This window comes from Streptomyces subrutilus (genome assembly GCF_008704535.1).
GTDB classification, from domain to species: Bacteria; Actinomycetota; Actinomycetes; order Streptomycetales; family Streptomycetaceae; genus Streptomyces; species Streptomyces subrutilus.
Window position 1 is genome coordinate 3,800,080 of the sequence record NZ_CP023701.1, and the last position, 17,902, is coordinate 3,817,981.

Below are 17,902 nucleotides of genomic sequence, written 5' to 3' on the forward strand. Positions count from 1 at the left end.
GCGGGAGTTCAGCGCGCGGTCAGCGGCCGGTCAGCCACGGCTCAGCGGCGGGTCAGCCCCGGCTCAGCAGCGGGTCAGAACCACGTCAGGGCGGCGTCAGGGCCGTCCGCCAGCATCGGCGGCATGACAACCGCAGCGAACCACCTCGACATCGAAGCCCGCGACCGGATCAAGGAGATCATCTGCGACATCCTCGAAATCGAGCCCGAGGAGATGACCGACACCAGCCGCTTCAAGGAGGACCACGAGGCGGACTCCATGGGCGCCATCGAGATCCTCTCCCAGCTGGAGCGGGTCTTCGGCACCGACATCGACCAGGCCGAGCTCTCCCGCATGGTCAACCTCGCCGCCGTCGTGACGGTCGTCGAGGAAGCCATCGCCGCCCAGTCCGACCCGGCCAACTAGGCCACGGCGCACACGACGACGGGAGCGCAGGGTGTACGACGACGAGCGGGCGCCGCGCCGGGTGGTGATCACCGGCCTCGGCACGGTCACCAGCATCGGCCTCGGGGTCACGGCCTTCCTGGACGGACTGCGGTCCGGCCGCAGCGGGGTCAAGCCGATCACCGCATTCGACACGACGGGCTTCGCCCACGCCAACGGGTGCGAGGTGGACGACTTCGACCCCGCGGACTGGATCCACCGCACCGAACCGGCCGAACTGGGCCGGGCCACCCAGTTCTCGATCGCCGCCGCCCGGATGGCCGTCGAGGACGCCGGGCTGACCCCAGGGGACCTCCGGGAGCGCAAGGTCCTGATCTCGGTCGGCACCACCGACGCCGAGTCCCGGGACCTCGACCTGCTCGTCGGACAGCAGCTGGAGCACGGGCCGGAGCAGCTGGACCACCGCGTGGTGCGCCGCGCCCAGGCCGGCCGGCTCTCCAGCGGCATCGTCCGCGAGCTCGGCCTCGTCGACGTGGAGGCCCTCACCATCCCGACCGCATGCGCGGCGGGCAACTACGCCATCGGCAGCGGCTTCGACGCCATCCGCGACGGCGACGTCGAGGCCGCGCTGTGCGGCGGTGCCGACGCGGTCTGCCGCAAGACCTTCACCGGGTTCTACCGCCTCGGCACCATCGCCCCCGAGGTCTGCCAGCCGTTCGACAAGGACCGCAAGGGCATCCTCACCGGCGAGGGCGCGGGCATCCTGCTGATGGAGAGCCTGGATTCGGCGCGGGCGCGCGGCGCCCGGATCTACGCCGAGGTCCTCGGCTACGGCCTCAGCTGCGACGCCCACCACCCCGTCGCCCCCGACCAGGACGGCCTGGCCCGGTGCATCGAGGTGGCGCACGCCAACGCCGGGGTGAAGGCGGAGGACATCGACTTCATCTCCGCGCACGGCACCGGCACCCACGCCAACGACGTGACGGAGGCCGGCGCGATCCGCCAGGTCTTCGACAACCCGCCGCCCACCATCTCCATCAAGTCCATGATCGGCCACTCGATGGGGGCGGCGAGCGCCCTCGCCTCCGCCGCCTGCGCGCTGGCCATCACCGAGGACTTCATCCCGCCCACCATCAACCACCGCGAGACCGACCCCGAGTGCGGCCTGGACTGCGTGCCCAACGAGGCCCGCCCCGCCCGGCTGAACGTCGTGCAGAACAACGCCCTGGCCTTCGCGGGCAACAACGCCGTGCTGATCCTCGGCCGGTACGAGGAGGCCGTCTGATGTCCCCGACCCCCCTGGTCATCTCGGGCTGGTCGGCGGTCTCGCCGTTCGGCGTCGGCCGCGACGCCTTCCGCGGCGGGATCTCCGCCGGCCGCACCGCGGTCGCGGCCGTGGACCGCGAGGCCTTCCCCGGCCCGTTCGCGGAGGGCGCCGTCGTCCCCGACTTCACCGCCGCCAAGTACGTGGGCAAGAAGGGCACTCGGACCATGGACCGGGTCACCGCCATCGCGGTCACCGCCGTCGGCGGCCTCATCGAGGGCTTCCGCGACGAGCTCGCCGCCCGGCCCGAGCAGACCGCCTTGGTCCTCGGCACCGGCTCCGGCAGCGTGCAGAGCATCATGGACTTCACCCGCGACGCGCTGGCCGGAGAGCGCCCGTACCACGTGGACCCGGCCCGCTTCCCGAACACCGTGATGAACCGGGCCGCGGGGCAGAGCGCCATCTGGCACGGCATCAAGGGCCCCAACACCACCGTCGCGGGCGGCTCCCTGACCGGCCTGCTCGCCTTGGGCTACGCGCTGCGGCTGCACCGCGGCGGCCACTGCTCGCGGGTGCTGGTCGGCGCCGCCGAGGAGTACTCCACCCAGCGCTCCTGGCTGGAATGGCACGGCCGCGCCGAAGCGGAGCGCGACACCCCGCTCGGCGAGGGCAGCGCCGTCTTCCTGCTGGAGACCGCCGAGGACGCGGCCCGGGCCGGGCGCGGCGCGCTGGCCCGGGTCGGCGCCACCGGCTTCCGCGCCTTCCACGAGCCGGACGGGGCCCGCGAGGCACTCGCCACCTGTGTGCGCGGCGCCCTGGAGAGGGCCGGGGTCGCCCCCCGCGACGTACGGCTGGTGGCGCCGCTGGGCGCCGGCGGTCCGCTCGTCGCGCAGGAGGAGGCCGCCGTCACCGACGTGCTCGGCGAGGACGCCGACCCGCGGTGGGTGCGCATCCGGCCGCTGGTCGGCGACACCTCCGCGGCCTCCGCCGCGCTCCAGCTGGCCGGCGTCCTCGCCGCGGCCGGCGACCACGGCCTGGCCCCCGGCGAGGCCGCGCTGGTCACCGGCGTCGAACGGGACGGCCAGGTCGGCTGCGCGGTCCTCATCGGCGACTGACCCCCCGCACCCCGGCGGCCGGCCGGGGGCACACGCGACCCCCGCCCCGGCCGGCCGCCGGCCCGTCCCGCGCCCGCACCGAGCCCCGTACCCGCACGACGGGCCCCGCCCCGGCACCCGCCCCCACCGAGGAGAAGCACGCACATGTCCGCAACTGAACGCCGTGTCGCACTGGTGACCGGGGGCTCCCGGGGCATCGGCCGCCACGTCGTGTCCCGGCTGGCCCGCGACGGCTACGACGTGGCCTTCTGCTACCAGTCCGACGAGAAGGCCGCCGAGACCGTGGCCGCCGAGGCCGCCGGGGCCGGCGCCCGCGTGCACACCGCGCGCACCGACGTCCGCGACCACGACGCCGTCCGTGACTTCGTCCGCTCCGCCGAGAAGGCACTCGGCCCGCTCCACACGGTGGTCTCCTGCGCGGGCATCGTCCGCGACAACCCGCTCGTCATGCTGTCGCCCGACGACTGGGACGCGGTGCTGCGGGTCAACCTGGACGGCACCTACAACCTGTGCAAGGCCGCGGTGTTCGCCATGATGAAGCGCCGCGCCGGCTCCGTGATCACCCTGTCCTCGGTGGCCGGCGTGTACGGCAACGCGACGCAGACCAACTACTCCGCGACCAAGGCCGGGATCATCGGCTTCACCAAGGCCCTCGCCAAGGAGAGCGGCCGCTACGGCATCCGCGCCAACGCCGTCGCCCCCGGCTTCATCGAGACCGACATGCTCTCCGGCCTCGCCCCGGAGCACGTGAAGAAGATGACCGAGCGCATCCCGCTCGGCCGGTTCGGCCGCCCCGAGGAGGTCGCCGACCTGGTCTCCTTCCTCGCCTCCGACCGCGCCTCGTACATCACCGGACAGGTCTTCGGGATCGACGGCGGCCTCGTCGTCTGACGCCGCCCGCCCCGGCGCGCCCGGCCCCGGCCCCGCCCGGCCGGGCCGCACCCGTCCCTCCCGCCCCGCAGCCAGGCCGACCGAAGGGTCCACCGTGCCCAAGAACAAGACGCCCCGCTTCTACTTCTCGCTGCGCAGCCCGTACTCCTGGCTGGCCTACCGCGAGATCACCGCCTTCCACCCGGACCTCGTCGAGCGCCTGGAGTGGGTGCCCTTCTTCGAGCCCGACGAACTGAGCGCCCGGCTGCTGGCCGAACAGGGCGGCCGGTTCCCGTACTCGGAGATGTCCCGCGAGAAGAACCGGTACGTCCTCCAGGACGTCGGCCGGCTCACCAAGGCCCGCGGCCTCACGATCACCTGGCCCGTGGACCGCGACCCGGTGTGGGAGGTCCCGCACCTGGCCTACCTGGTCGCCGCCCGGCACGGGCGCGGCCACGCCTTCATCGACGCCGTGTACCGGGCCCGCTTCGGGCGGGGCCGGGACATCTGCGATCCGGCCACCATCGAGGACATCGCCTTCGAGATCGGGCTCGACCCGCGCGAGCTGGCCCGGGCCAGCACCGTCCCGGAGGTACGGGCCGAGGGCATCCGCGTCCTGCTCGACGTCTGCCGGGACGGGGTGTTCGGGGTGCCCTTCCTCGTCCACGGCTTCAGCCGGTTCTGGGGCCTCGACCGGCTCGACGACTTCGTCGCCCACCTGCGCGACCGGGAGGAGCCGGCCGCGTCCGTCCCGCAGCCGCTGTCGGCGATCGGCACGGGCCGGGCGACCGACGACGCCCACGCGGGCGGCTGCGGCTGACCGCGCCGGCCGGCCCGCACGGACCGGACCGGCGCGCTCCACCGCGCGTCAGGGCGCCATCAGTTCGTTTTCAGCCAGCCGTCAGCGCCTGCGGCAACGATCGTGCCCGTGACCGGGCCGACAACGGAAACCTTCGCTAGGGGATAGCCATGACGCACGTTCAGACGGTCGGCGGCCTTCCGCTCACCGCCGGCCAGAAGGACATCTGGTTCGACGCGAAACTCTCTGGCGGGGGAGCCACCTACAACACCGCCATCTACTGGGACATCGAGGGCCCGCTCGACCACGGCCTGCTGCGCACCGCACTGGAGCGGCTGGTCGCGGAGTCCGAGTGCCTGCGCACGCGGTTCACCGAAGTGGAGGGCGAGCCCCGCCAGTTCGTCGAACCGCTGTCGTCCCTGCCCCTGACCGAGACCGACGTCAGCGGCGCCCCCGACCCGGCGGCGGCCGCGCACGCGGCGATCCGCGCCGACCTGCGGGTGCCGTTCGCCCTCACCGCCGAGGACCGTGCGGCCGGCGACGGCGTCCGCAGCGCCGACGACGCCTTCGAGCCGCTGTTCCGGCTGAGCGTCTTCACGCTCGGTCCCGACCGCGCCTTCTTCTGCCTCCTCAACCACCACCTGGTCTCCGACGGCTTCAGCTACGTCATCTACTGGCAGCGGCTCGGCGCGATCTACGAAGCCCTGCTGGCCGGCGCCGACCTCGACGAGGGCCGCTTCCCCGCCCTGACCACCCTGCTCGACGCCGAGGCCGCCTACACCGGCTCGGCCCGCGCCGAGCGCGACCGGGCCTACTGGGAGGAGCGGTTCACCGACCGGCCCGAACCGATCAGCCTCTCCACCGGCGACGCCGAACCCGCGCAGACCTTCCTCCAGGAGCAGGGCGTCCTGCCCGAGACCGTGGCCGAGCGGCTGCGCGCCGTGGCCTGGGAGTCCCGCGTCACCTGGCAGACCGTGCTGGTCGCGGCCCTGGGCGCGTACACCGGCCGGATGGCGGGCACCGAGGACGTCCTGCTGTCCCTGCCGGTCACCGCCCGCGTCGGCGGCGACACCCAGAAGGTCCCCGGCATGGTGGTCAACTACCTGCCGCTGCGGCTCGGCGTGGACACCGCCACCACCCGCGCCGGCCTGCTCGCCGACGCCTACCGCTCCTTCTCGCAGGCGCTCCGGCACCAGCGCCACCGCGTCAGCAGGATCCGCCGCGCCATGGGCCTGCCGAGCGACGACCGCCGCCCCTTCGGCCCGTTCCTCAACATGATGCCGCAGGTGGAGAAGCTGGCCATCGGCCCCTGCGCGGCCACCATCCACAGCCCGTCCACCGGTCTCGTCGACGACCTGGAGTTCACCGTCGCCGACAAGGGAGACGCCGGCATCGGCATCGACCTCAACGGCAACGAGGCCCGCTACGCGCGCGCCGAGGTCCGTGCCCACCTCGACCGGTTCGTCCGCTACCTCGACCGGTTCCTGACCGCGGCGGCGGACGAACCGCTGTCCGGCCTGGAGCTCCTCGCCCCCGGCGAGGCCGCCGACCTGACCGCCGCCCTCACCGGCCCCGTCCGTCCCACCCCGTACCTGGGTGTCGTCGAGCGGATACGGGCCCGCGCCCTGGCCGCCCCCGACGCCCCGGCCGTCACCGACGACACCGGCACCCTCGACTACGCCGGGCTCGTCGGCCGCGCCGGCGCGCTCTCCCGCCACCTGACCGGCACCGGCCCGGTCGCCCTGCTCAGCGAGCCCGGCCGCGACTTCGTCACGGCGGAGGTGGCCGTGCTCGGCGCCGGGCGGGCCTTCGTGCCGCTCGACCCCGGCGCGCCGCTCCCCCGTCTGACCGCGCTGCTGCGCGACAGCGGAGCCGGGTACGTGCTCACCGACGCCGCCCACCGGGACCTCGCCGAGCGGGCCGCCGCGGCCGCCGGCGACGGCGCCCCGCTGCCCGTGCGCGAGATCGGCACCGAGCAGGACCCCTTCGACGCGCTGCCGCCCGTCCTGGGCGGCCCGCAGGACCTCGCGTACGTCATCTACACCTCGGGCTCCACCGGCAAGCCCAAGGGCGCCATGGTGCAGCGCGGCGGCATGGTCAACCACCTGCTCGCCAAGATCGAGGAACTGTCGCTGGACCACACCGACGCGCTCGTCCACAACGCCCCGGTCACCTTCGACGTCACCGTCTGGCAGACACTGACCACGCTGCTCGTCGGCGGCCGGGTCCGCGCCTTCAACCGCGCCGACGCCGCCGACCCCGACGCGCTGTTCACCGCCATCGGCGCCGAGGGCCTGACCGTGCTGGAGGTCGTCCCCTCCCTGATGCGCGCCACCCTCGACGTGTGGGACGCGGCCGGCTCCGCCCCCGCGCTGCCCGCCCTGCGCTGGATGATCTCCAACGGCGAGGCCCTCCCGGCCGAGCTGTGCAGCCGCTGGTTCGCCCGCTTCCCCGGCATCGCGCTGGCCAACCTGTACGGCCCCACCGAGTGCTCCGACGACGTCACCCACGCCTACGCCCGCGACCGCGACGCCCTCGACGCGATGGACGCGCCGGTCGTCCCCATCGGCCGGCCGCTGCGCAACACCCGCCTGCACGTCCTCGGCGACGACCTCACCCCCGTCCCGCGCGGGGTCCGCGGCGAGCTGTACATCTCCGGCGCCGGCGTGGGCCGCGGCTACCTCGGCGATCCCCGCCGCACCGCCGTCACCTTCCTGCCCGACCCCTTCGCGGGCGACGGCTCCCGCATGTACCGCACCGGCGACCTGGTCGAACTGCGCCCCGACGGCCAGCTCGCGTTCGTCGGCCGCCGCGACCACCAGGTCAAGATCCGCGGACAGCGCATCGAACTCGGCGAGGTCGAGGCCGCGCTGCGCGCCCTGCCCGGCGTCGCCGACGCGGTCGCCGCCGCCGTGACCGACCCGTCCGGGCACAAGCGCCTGGTCGGCTACCTGGAGCCGGAGGCGGGCGCCGCCCCGGACACCGGCGCGCTGCGGACCGAGCTCGCCGGCCGGCTGCCCGAGGCCCTCGTTCCCACCGTCCTGGTCACGCTGGACGCGCTGCCGCTCACCGCGCACGGCAAGGTGGACCGCAAGGCGCTGCCCGCGCCCGACCCGGTCGGCCCGCAGGGCTCCGTACGCGCCCCCCGCACCCCCGCGGAGGCCGTCGTCTGCGCCGTGCTGGCCGAGGTGCTGGGCCTGCCCGACGTCGCCGTCGACGACAGCTTCTTCGCCCTCGGCGGCGACAGCATCAGCTCCATCCAGGTCGTCAGCCGGGCCCGCCGGGCCGGGCTGGTCATCACGGCCCGCGACGTCTTCAAGCACCGCACACCGGCCGCCATCGCCGCGGCGGCCCGCCCCGTGCCGTCGGCCGCGGCGGCCGTCGCGGACGACGGCACGGGCGAGATCGAGCCGACCCCCATCTTCGACCGGCTCCGCGAACAGCTCTCCGAACTGCCCGACGCCACCAGGGAGTTCGCCCAGTACGTCGTCGTCAACGCGCCCGCCGGACTGACCCCCGGCGTCCTGGAGCCCGCCCTCCAGGCCGTCCTGGACCGGCACGACGCGCTGCGCCTGAAGCTCACCTCCCCGGTACCGGGCCTGTGGGCGCAGGAGGTCCTGGCGCCCGGCTCCGTCACCGCCGCCGACACGGTCACCCGCGTCACCGTCCCCGCCGGCGCCGACGGCGCGGCCGTGCTCGCCGAGCACACCGCCGCCGCCCGGGCCCGGCTGCGCCCGGAGACCGGCCTGGTCGTCCAGGCGGTCCTGCTGGAGGAGGCCCCCGGCGCGGGCGGCCGCCTGCTGCTCGTCGTCCACCACCTCGCCGTGGACGGGGTGTCCTGGCGCATCCTGCTGCCCGACCTGGAGGCGGCCTGGCGGGCCGTCACCGAGGGCCGCGCCCCCGCCCTCGACCCCGTCCCCACCTCGCTGCGCACCTGGGCCAAGGCCCTGTCCGCCGAGGCCCGCACCGCCCGCCGGGCGGCCGAACTCCCGCTGTGGAACGCCCAGGGCGCCGGCTCCGCCGAGATCCTCGCCGACCGGCCGCTGGACCCGGCGGCCGACACCTGGGCCACCGCGGGCCGGCTCCGCCTGGAGCTGCCCGCGAAGCTCACCGCCGACCTCCTCACCCGGGTGCCCGCCGCCCTGCACGCCGAGGTCAACGAGGTGCTGCTGACCGGCCTCGCGCTGGCCGTCACCGGGCGCACCGGAGCGCGGGGCACCCGTACCGTGGTCGAGCTGGAGGGCCACGGCCGCGAACAGATCGGCGACGGCCTCGACGTCTCCCGCACCGTCGGCTGGTTCACCAGCGCCTTCCCCGTCGGGCTGGACGTCGGCGCGCTGGACCGGGCCGAGGTCGCGGCCGGCGGCCCGGCCGTCGCCACCGCCCTCAAGCGGGTCAAGGCCGCCCTGCGCGCCCTGCCCGACCACGGCATCGGCTACGGCCTGCTGCGCCACGTCAACCCGCAGACGGCGCTCGTGCTCGCCCGCGCCGCCGTGCCCCAGATCGGCTTCAACTACCTGGGCCGGTTCGCGGCCGGCGAGGGAGCGTGGGCCATCGAGACCGGCGGCGCCGGCCTGACCGCCTCCCCCGCCACCCCGCTGCGCCAACCCCTGGACCTGGTCGCCCTGACCGAGGACCGGCCCGGGGGCCCGGTCCTGGTGGCCGAGTGGACCTGGCCGGCCGACGCCCTGGCCGAGAGCGCCGTACGGGAGATCGCCGAGGAGTGGTTCGCCGCGCTGCGCGCCCTGGCCGCGCACGCCGCCGCCCCCGGCTCCGGCGGCCGCATCGCCGCCGAGTTCCCGCTCGTCGACGTGACGCAGTCGGAGATCGACGCCTGGGAGCGGGAGCTCGACGGGCTCACCGACGTCCTGCCGCTCTCCCCGCTCCAGCGCGGCCTGTTCTTCCAGGCCGAGTTCGACCGCCAGGGCATGGACGCCTACACCCTCCAGGTCGTCATGGACATCGGCGGCCCCCTCGACGCCGCCGCGCTGCGCGCCGCCGCCACCGCACTGCTCGACCGCAACCCGGCGCTGCGCGCCCGCTTCCGCGAACGGGAGCAGGGCGACCCGGTGCAGCTGATCCCGGCCTCCGTCGCACTGCCGTGGACCGAGCACGACCTCACCGCGGCCGCCGACCCCGAAGCCGAGGCCGCCCGCCGCACCGACGCCGAGTGGCTGGACCGCTTCGACGTCACCGGGGGCCCGCTGACCCGCTTCACCGTCTACCGGCTGGGCGCCGACCGGCACCGCGTCGTGTGGACCACCCACCACATCCTGGTGGACGGCTGGTCGCTGTCGGCCGTCCTCGCCGAGGAGCTCGTCACCCTGTGGGGCAACGGGGCCGACCTCGGCGCCCTGCGCCCGGTGGCACCCGGCCGCGCCTACCTGGAGTGGTCCGCCGCCCAGGACAAGCCGGCCGCCCGCGCGGCCTGGGCGCGGGAGCTCGACGGGATCGAGGAGGCCACCCGGCTCGGCCCCGCCGACCGGGCGCGGGTCTCCGCCCTGCCCGGGACGTACACCGCGGAACTGCCCGCCCGGCTCACCGCGGCCCTCACCCCGTGGGCCCACCGGCGCGGCCTGACCATGAACACCGTGGTCCAGGGCGCCTGGGCCGCCGTCCTGGGCAGCCTCACCGGCCGCTCCGACGTCACCTTCGGCGCGGTCGTCTCGGGACGGCCCGCGGACCTGCCCGGGGTCGAGCAGATGGTGGGCGCGTTCCTGCACACCCTGCCGGTCCGGGCCCGGCTCGACCCGGCCCTGCCCTTCGAGGAGATGCTGGCCGGGCTCCAGGACCGCCAGCTCGGCCTGGAGGAGCACCAGCACCTGGGCCTGGCCGAGGTGCAGCAGGGCGTCGGCATCGGCGAACTCTTCGACACCGTGGTCAGCTTCCACAACTACCCGGCGGGCGCGCTGGACGCCATCGGCTCCCACGTCCCCGGTCTGACGATGCGGGACTGGAAGGCCCGGGTCATCGCCGAGTACCCGCTCGCCGTGGGCGTGTTCCCCACCGCGGGACAGGGGCTGCGCGTGGAGGCCCAGTACCGGCCGGACGTCTTCGACGCCGCCCGCGCCGAGGTCTTCGTCGACCGGTTCGCCCGCGTCCTGGAACAGCTCGCCGACGCCCCGGACACCCCGCTGGGCCGGATCGACGCGCTCACCGACGGCGAGCGCGAACAGGTGCTCGGCACCTGGTCGGGCGCGGCCGCGGCCCGCCCGGCCGTCGCCACCCTCGCCACCACCTCGTTCGAGCGCTGGGCGGGGCTGTCGCCCGCCAAGCCGGCCGTCTCGCTCGGGGCCGAGGAGCTCGACTACGCCGCGCTCAACGACCGGGCCAACCGGCTGGCCCGGCTGCTGGCCGAGCGCGGCGCCGGTCCGGAGCAGCCCGTCGCGGTGATGCTGCCGCGCTCACCGGAGCTGGTCGTCGCCGCCCTCGCCGCCCTCAAGGCCGGCGCGGTGTTCCTGCCCGTGGACGCCGACTACCCGGCCGACCGCATCGGCTACATGCTGGAGGACGCCCGCCCGCCGGTCCTGCTGACCGACACCGCGACCCGCTCCCGCCCGGCCGGCCTGCCCGACCTGGCCGCCCTGGGGGTCACCCCGGTGCTGCTGGACACGGCCGAGACGGCCGCGCACCTCGCGGAGCTCGGCGGACACGACCTCACCGACGCCGACCGGGTGGCACCGCTGCACCCGGAGAACACGGCGTACATCATCTACACCTCGGGCTCCACCGGCCGCCCCAAGGGCGTCGCCGTGGCCCACACCGGACTGATGTCGATGGTCTCCAGCCTCTCCGACCGGTTCTGGCTCGACCACGACGTCCGGGTCCTGCAGTTCGCCTCGTTCAGCTTCGACGCCTCGGTCTTCGGCATCATGCTGGCCCTGCTCAACGGCGGAACCCTGGTCATCGCCGACGAGGAGGCCCGCACCCCGGGCCGGCCGCTCGTCGACCTGATCAACGAGGCCCGGATCAACCTGGTCGCGCTGCCGCCCGTCGTGGTCGGCGGCCTGCCCGCCGACGCCGTCCTCCCCGCAGACCTGCGGCTGGTGGTCACCGGAGAGGCGGTCCCGGCCGGGGTCGTCGAGCGCTGGGGCGGCTCGGTCCGGCTGTTCAACGGCTACGGGCCCACCGAGGCCGTCGTGGGCTGCACCGTCGCCGGCCCGCTGGCCCCCCGGGCCGGCCGGCCGCCGATCGGGCGGCCCACCAACGCCCACCGGGTCTACGTGCTCGACCGCGAACTGCGGCCCGTCGCCCCCGGTGTCACCGGCGAGCTGTACGTCGCGGGCGGACTGGCCCGCGGCTACCTGGCGCGGCCCGGACTGACCGCGTCCCGGTTCGTCGCCGACCCGCACGGCCCGGCCGGCACCCGCATGTACCGCACCGGCGACCTCGTGCGCTGGCTGCCCGGCGGCGACCTCGACTACCTCGACCGGGTCGACGACCAGGTGCAGCTGCGCGGCATCCGCATCGAACTCGGCGAGATCTCCGCCGCCCTGCTCGCCCGGCCCGGCGTCGAACAGGCCGTCGTGGTCATGCGCGAGGACGAGGCCGGCGAACGCCGCCTGGTCGCGTACGTGGTCGCCGCCGGGGCCGGCCCCGAGGACACCGCGCAGCTGCGCGAGGCGCTCGCCGCCGAACTCCCCGACTACATGGTCCCCTCGGCGGTGGTGGCCCTGGAGGAGCTGCCGCTCACCGCCCACGGCAAGCTGGACCGCGCGGCCCTGCCCGACCCGGACCTGGGCGCGGCCTCCCGCGGCCGGGCCCCCCGCACCCCCGTCGAGGGCGTCCTGTGCGGCCTGTTCGCGGACGTCCTCGGCCTGGAGCTGGTCTCCGTCGACGACGACTTCTTCGAGATCGGCGGCCACTCCCTGCTGGCGACCCGCCTGGTCAGCCGGGTCCGCTCCACCCTCGGCGTCGAACTCCCCATCCGCGCCCTGTTCGAGGCCCGGACCGTGGTGGCCCTCGCCGGACAGGTGGCCCGCGCCGCGCAGGCCCGGCCCGCACTGGGCCCGGCCGCCCCGGGCGGCGAGCGCCCGCTCTCCTTCAGCCAGCAGCGCCAGTGGTTCCTCAACCGGCGCCAGGGCCGGGCCGACGGCTCGTACAACAGCGCCATGGCCTTCCGGCTCACCGGGAAGCTCGACACGGACGCCCTGCGGGCGGCCCTGCTCGACCTCGCGGACCGGCACGAGGTGCTGCGGACCGTGATCCCCGAGCAGGACGGGGTGCCCGTGCCCCGCGTCCTGGACGCGGCGTCCGGCGCACCGGACCTCACGACCGTGTCCGTCTTCTCCGACCAGCTCGACACCGCGCTGGCCGCCGAGGCCGACCGCGGCTTCGACCTGACCGGGGAGACCCCGCTGCGGGTGCGGCTCTTCCCCACCGGCGGCGACGGCTTCGTCCTGCTGATCGTGCTGCACCACATCGCCTTCGACGGCTGGTCGATGGAGCCGCTGCTCGACGACCTCGCCACCGCCTACCGGGCCCGGACCGGCGGCCGGGCCCCGCAGTGGGAGCCGCTGCCGGTGCAGTACTCCGACTTCGCCGTCTGGCAGCGCGAGCTGCTCGGCGATCCGGCCGACGAGGACGGCCTGGGCGCGCGGCAGCTCGACTTCTGGCGCGACGCGCTGGCCGGCCTGCCGGAGGAACTGCCGCTGCCGACCGACTTCCCCCGCCCGCAGGGCGGCGGGAGCGCCGGTGACACGGTGATGTTCGACGTCGACCCGGAACTGCACGGGGCGCTCGCGGAGCTCGCCCGGGCCACCGGGACCACCGAGTTCATCGTCTACCAGGCGGCGCTCTCGGCCCTGCTGACCCGGTGGGGCGCCGGCACCGACATCCCGCTCGGGGTGTCCGTCGCCGGACGCACCGACGACGCGCTCGGCGGACTCGTCGGCATGTTCCTCAACACCCTGGTGCTGCGCGGCGACACCAGCGGCGACCCCACGTTCCGGGAGCTCCTGGAGCGGCTTCGGGAGACCGACCTGGCCGCCTACTCGCACCAGGACGTGCCCTTCGACCAGGTCGTGGACGCGATCAGGCCCGGCCGCGCGCTGGGCCGCCACCCGCTGTTCCAGGTCTCGCTCACCGTGCAGCACGACGGGGTGCGCGTCCCGGACCTGGTCGGACTGAGCGCCGAACCCGCGTACGTCGGCTCCGACCAGGCCAAGCTCGACCTGGTGCTGGAACTGTTCAACTGGCCGGGCCGGGACGGCATGCGCGGCCTGCTGACCTTCAGCACCGCCCTGTTCACCCGGGACACCGCCGAGCGGCTCGTCGAGCAGTTCGGGCAGGTGCTGCGCACCGCCGCCGCCGACCCCGGGGTGCGCGTCGGCGAGCTGGAGGCCGAACGCGCCCCCGTGCCCGCCGCGGCGGACGCGGCGGCGGCCACGGCGGCCACGGCCACCCTGACCGGGCTGGTCGCCGCGCGGATCGCGGACGCCCCGCGGGACACCGCGGTCGGCTCCGGCTCCCGGGCCCTGTCCTACGGGGCGCTGGACGAGCGCGCCGGGCACCTGGCGCACCACCTCGTACGGCGCGGGGCCGGCCCCGGCCGGGTCGTCGCCCTCGCGGTGCCGCGCGCCGCCGACCAGGCGGTCGCCGCGCTCGCGGTGCTGCGGACCGGCGCGGCGTACGTACCGGTCGGGGCCGAGGAGCCGAGCGACCGGGTCCGGGAGCTGGTGGAGGCGACCGCCGCGGTGGCCGTCCTCACCACCGAGGGCCTGGCCGGGAGGCTGCGCAGCAGTGGCGTACCGGTCCTGGTGCTGGACTCCGCCGAGTTCCTCGCGGCCCCCGGCGGCCCGGAGCCGGCGCCGCTGCCGGCCCCGGACCCGGACGGGCCCGCGTACCTGGTGCGCGGCGCGGACGGCGGTGCGCACCCGGCGCCCCCGGCCGTCCCCGTCCGCCACGCCGAAGCGGCCGCGCTGGCCGCCCGGCCGGGCGCCGGCCTGTGGGCGGCCCTGCTCTCGGGCGGCGGCGCGATCGCACCCGACCGGCCCGGCCGCGACTGGTCCGCGCCGGACCCGGCGGCCGGTACGGCCGGTACGGCCGGATCACCCGGCGCGGTGGCTCCGGGCGGGGACCCGGGCGACGACCCGGCCGTGGCGGGGCTGTTGCGGATCGTCCACGACGTGCTCGCCACCGACGCCGTCACCGCCGGGGAGAACTTCTTCGACGCGGGCATGGACAGCATGAAGTCGCTGCGGCTGGTCAGCCTGGCCCGCAAGGCGGGCCTGGGCCTGAGCATCGCGGACGTCTTCGTCCACCAGAGCGTGGCCGCCCTGGCCGCGAGCCTGCGCCCGGCGGACCCGGAGCCCGCCCCTCCCGCACCGGCCCCCGCGGCCGTCCCCGCGCCCGCGCCCGAGTCGATGCGCAGCAGCGCCCGGGGCATGGCCGAGGCCATCGCCGAGGCGGACGGGATCGGGCACGTCGAGCACTTCACCCCGATGCTGACCATCCAGCCCGACGGCGACCGCACCCCGCTGTTCTGCGTGCACAGCGGCGTCGGGCTGTCCCTCTCCTACCTGTCCCTGGTGCCCTACCTGCACCCCGACCAGCCCGTGTACGCCCTCCAGTCCCCCACCGTGGTGGACGGCGCCCCCCTTCCGGAGAGCATGGAGGAGAACGCGGCGGCATACGTCCGGCTGATCAAGGAGGTCCGGCCCGAAGGCCCGTACCACCTGCTGGGCTGGTCGTTCGGCGGGCTGCTCGCGTACGAGATGGCCGTCCGGCTGCGGGCGGCCGGCGACGAGGTCGGCGTGCTCACCGTGCTGGACTCCTTCCCCCGCACCGACGCGGCCGACGAGCGGGACGAACAGGTCCGGCTGGGCTGGCTGCTGGAGGGCATCGGCCACCACCCCGACGAGTTCGGCGGGCGCCGGCTCGTCCCGGACGACCTCTACGAGGCACTGCGCCGGGACGGCAGCCCGCTGGCCCGGCTGGGCCGCGAGCGGCTCGCCCGGGTGGTGGACCTGATGGGCCGCCACCAGATCCTCAACACCCGCTACGAGCCCGGGGAGTACGCGGGCACCGTCGACCTCTTCCTGGCCGAGCGCTCGCCCTGGGGCGAGGTGACCGACAAGGACGTCCTGTGGAAGGAGCTCATGACCGGCTCGGTACGCGTGCACCGCGTCGACTGCGCGCACGACGACATGCTGGACCCGGAGCCGCTGACCGTCATCGGCCCCGCCCTGCGCGACGCCCTCGACGCGTGGACGGCGGGTGACCGGTCATGACGACGACCCTCCCCCGCCCGGCCGCCGAACGGCCCCGGGCCGCCGGAACCGGGACGCCGCGGCTCGCGGCGGCCCGGCCGGCGGGCCCCCGCACCCTGCTCACCGAGACCGGCGCGATCGTCGGCCGGCGGCTGCGCCGGATGCGGCGGGCCCCGGGCCGCTCGATCGGCGTGGTCCTCAACCCGCTGCTGTCGCTGATCATGCTGGGCTACCTCTTCCGGGACGCCATCACGCTGCCCATGGGCGGCGACTACGTCGAGTACGTCTTCGCGGGCGGCGCGGTCCAGGTCGGCCTGGCCTGTGTCGGGCCGACCGCGGTCTCCCTCGCCCTGGACCTCCAGGGCGGCCTCGTGGACCGGTTCCGGTCGCTGCCCATCAGCCGGTCCGCGGTGCCGCTGGGCCACACGTTCGCCGACTGGCTGGTGGGCCTGGCCGGCCTGGCCGTGACCGCCCTGACCGGGCTGGCGCTCGGCTGGCGCCCGCACACCGGGTGGCTGTCCGTCGCGGCCGGCTTCGCACTGATCGCCGTGTTCATCTACGCGATGCTGTGGCTGGGCGTGCTGCTGGCACTGACCGTGCGCAGCGTGGAGACCATCAGCGTCGTGGCCCCGTTCATCGTGGTCGTCCTGCCCTTCCTGTCCAGCGCCTTCCTCTCCCCGCAGTCCATGCCGGCCGCGCTGCGGCCGCTCGCGGAGTGGAACCCGGTCACCGCCGTCATCGCGGCCTGCCGCGACCTGTGGGGCAACCCGGACACCGCCGCGACCGGCTTCGCCGGCGCCCACCCGCTGATCGTCGTGGCCGTGACCCTGACCGCCCTGTTCGCCGTCTGCACCACCGTCAGCCTGCGCCGATTCCGTACCGCGGGCTCGTGAACCCGCCGCCTGGAGGAATGAGCACCATGCCCGTGAGCACCCCGCCCGTACCGCACCCGGCCCAGGCCGCGCACCCGCCGGTCCCCGGCGCCGACGCCGCCCCCGCGGCCCCCCGCGTGCCCGACCTCGCCGCACTCGACCTCACCGACCCGCAGACCTTCCTGGACGTCGACCCGCACGCCATGTGGCGCCGGTTCCGCGACGAGAGCCCCGTGCACTGGCACCCGGCCGGGCCGCGCACGCCCGGTTTCTGGGTGGTCTCCCGGTACGCCGACGCCGTCGCCGTGTACCGGGACAACAAGCGGTTCACCTCCGAGAAGGGCAACGTCCTCGCCACCCTGCTCCAGGGCGAGGACTCCGCCTCCCGCAAGATGCTCGCCGTCACCGACGGCGTCCGGCACCGCGAGATCCGCAACGTGATGCTCAAGTCCTTCGCGCCGCGCGTGCTGGAGCCGGTCGTCGCCGGCGTCCACGCGCACACCCGCGCCCTCCTCGGCCGGGCCCTGGCGGCCGGCCGGCTGGACTTCGTCTCGGACGTCGTGGACCACATCCCGATCCAGACCATGGGCGACCTGCTCGACATCCCGCACGCGGACCGCCCGCGGCTGGTGGAGTGGAACACGCGGACCCTGGCGCGGCACGGCTCCGGCGACGACGAGTTCGAGTCCCTCATGGCCCGCAACGAGATCATCATGTACATGGGGGAGCTGGCGGCCGAGCGGCGCCGCAATCCGGGCGACGACGTCCTCAGCACCCTGGCCGCCGCGACCGTCGACGGTGAGCCGCTCACCGAGGACGAGATCGTCCTCAACGCCTACAGCCTGATCCTCGGCGGCGACGAGTCCACCCGGACCTCCCTCATCGGCGGCCTGATCGCCCTCGCCGAGAACCCCGAGCAGTGGCGCCGGCTGAAGGCCGGGGAGGTGTCAGCGGACACGGCGACCGAGGAGATCCTGCGCTGGACCACCCCCGCCATGCACTTCGGGCGCCGCGCCCTGGTCGACGTACCGCTGGGCGACCGGGTCGTCCGGGCCGGCGACGTCGTGACCCTGTGGAACACCTCGGCCAACTTCGACGAGCGGGCCTTCGCCGACCCGGACCGCTTCGACGTCGGCCGCAGCCCCAACAAGCACGTGGTCTTCGGCCACGGGCCGCACTTCTGCCTCGGCGCCTTCCTCGGCCGGGTGCACGTCAAGGCCATGGTGGAGGCGCTGGGTTCGATGGTCGACGACATCACCCTGCTGGGGCCGCCGCAGCGCCTCTACTCCAACTTCGTCCGCGCGTACAGCGCCCTGCCCGTCGCCCTCACCGCGCGGACGGCGCCGGACCACGACACCCCGACCCGCACCGGCAAGGAGAACCACTGA

Annotated in this window: 8 protein-coding genes; all 8 read left to right on the forward strand. The window is 75.3% G+C overall.

Annotated features, from left to right (window positions below; all coding sequences use genetic code 11):
* Positions 1-123: 123 nt before the first annotated feature.
* The 8 genes from CP968_RS16620 to CP968_RS16655 all read left to right on the forward strand — a co-directional run bounded on the left by CP968_RS16620 (position 124) and on the right by CP968_RS16655 (position 17,902).
* Complete coding sequence (locus CP968_RS16620; RefSeq protein WP_150518767.1) at positions 124-405, forward strand: acyl carrier protein; 282 nt, start codon at positions 124-126, stop codon at positions 403-405.
* Positions 406-436: 31 nt separating this feature from the next.
* Positions 437-1,669 (forward strand): beta-ketoacyl-[acyl-carrier-protein] synthase family protein, encoded by a 1,233-nt coding sequence (locus CP968_RS16625; protein WP_150518768.1) that lies wholly within the window; start codon positions 437-439, stop codon positions 1,667-1,669.
* Positions 1,669-2,763, forward strand: coding sequence for a beta-ketoacyl synthase N-terminal-like domain-containing protein (locus CP968_RS16630; protein WP_150518769.1), 1,095 nt, complete (start codon positions 1,669-1,671; stop codon positions 2,761-2,763). The genes CP968_RS16625 and CP968_RS16630 overlap by 1 nt, the downstream gene beginning before the upstream one ends.
* A gap of 144 nt (positions 2,764-2,907) precedes the next feature.
* Entirely contained in the window at positions 2,908-3,654 is a 747-nt protein-coding gene (gene fabG / locus CP968_RS16635; RefSeq protein WP_150518770.1) for a 3-oxoacyl-[acyl-carrier-protein] reductase, read from the forward strand.
* Between the two features lie 94 nt (positions 3,655-3,748).
* Positions 3,749-4,453 (forward strand): 2-hydroxychromene-2-carboxylate isomerase, encoded by a 705-nt coding sequence (locus CP968_RS16640; protein WP_150518771.1) that lies wholly within the window; start codon positions 3,749-3,751, stop codon positions 4,451-4,453.
* A 149-nt stretch (positions 4,454-4,602) separates the two neighbouring features.
* On the forward strand, positions 4,603-15,663 hold the full coding sequence (locus CP968_RS16645) for a non-ribosomal peptide synthetase (protein WP_150518772.1): 11,061 nt from the start codon (positions 4,603-4,605) through the stop codon (positions 15,661-15,663).
* Entirely contained in the window at positions 15,660-16,535 is an 876-nt protein-coding gene (locus CP968_RS16650; protein ID WP_150518773.1) for an ABC transporter permease, read from the forward strand. The genes CP968_RS16645 and CP968_RS16650 overlap by 4 nt, the downstream gene beginning before the upstream one ends.
* Positions 16,536-16,561: 26 nt before the next feature.
* Positions 16,562-17,902 carry a cytochrome P450 gene (locus CP968_RS16655; protein ID WP_150518774.1) on the forward strand — a complete coding sequence of 447 codons (1,341 nt, stop codon included), beginning with the start codon at positions 16,562-16,564 and terminating at the stop codon, positions 17,900-17,902.

What these genes read in the sequence shown, in the direction of transcription:
- CP968_RS16620 (WP_150518767.1), top strand. Translation starts at nt 124, where the DNA reads ATGACAACCGCAGCGAACCACCTCGACATCGAAGCCCGCGACCGGATC.
- CP968_RS16630 (WP_150518769.1), top strand. Translation starts at nt 1,669, where the DNA reads ATGTCCCCGACCCCCCTGGTCATCTCGGGCTGGTCGGCGGTCTCGCCG.
- fabG (WP_150518770.1), top strand. Translation starts at nt 2,908, where the DNA reads ATGTCCGCAACTGAACGCCGTGTCGCACTGGTGACCGGGGGCTCCCGG.
- CP968_RS16645 (WP_150518772.1), top strand. Translation starts at nt 4,603, where the DNA reads ATGACGCACGTTCAGACGGTCGGCGGCCTTCCGCTCACCGCCGGCCAG.
- CP968_RS16650 (WP_150518773.1), top strand. Translation starts at nt 15,660, where the DNA reads ATGACGACGACCCTCCCCCGCCCGGCCGCCGAACGGCCCCGGGCCGCC.
- CP968_RS16655 (WP_150518774.1), top strand. Translation starts at nt 16,562, where the DNA reads ATGCCCGTGAGCACCCCGCCCGTACCGCACCCGGCCCAGGCCGCGCAC.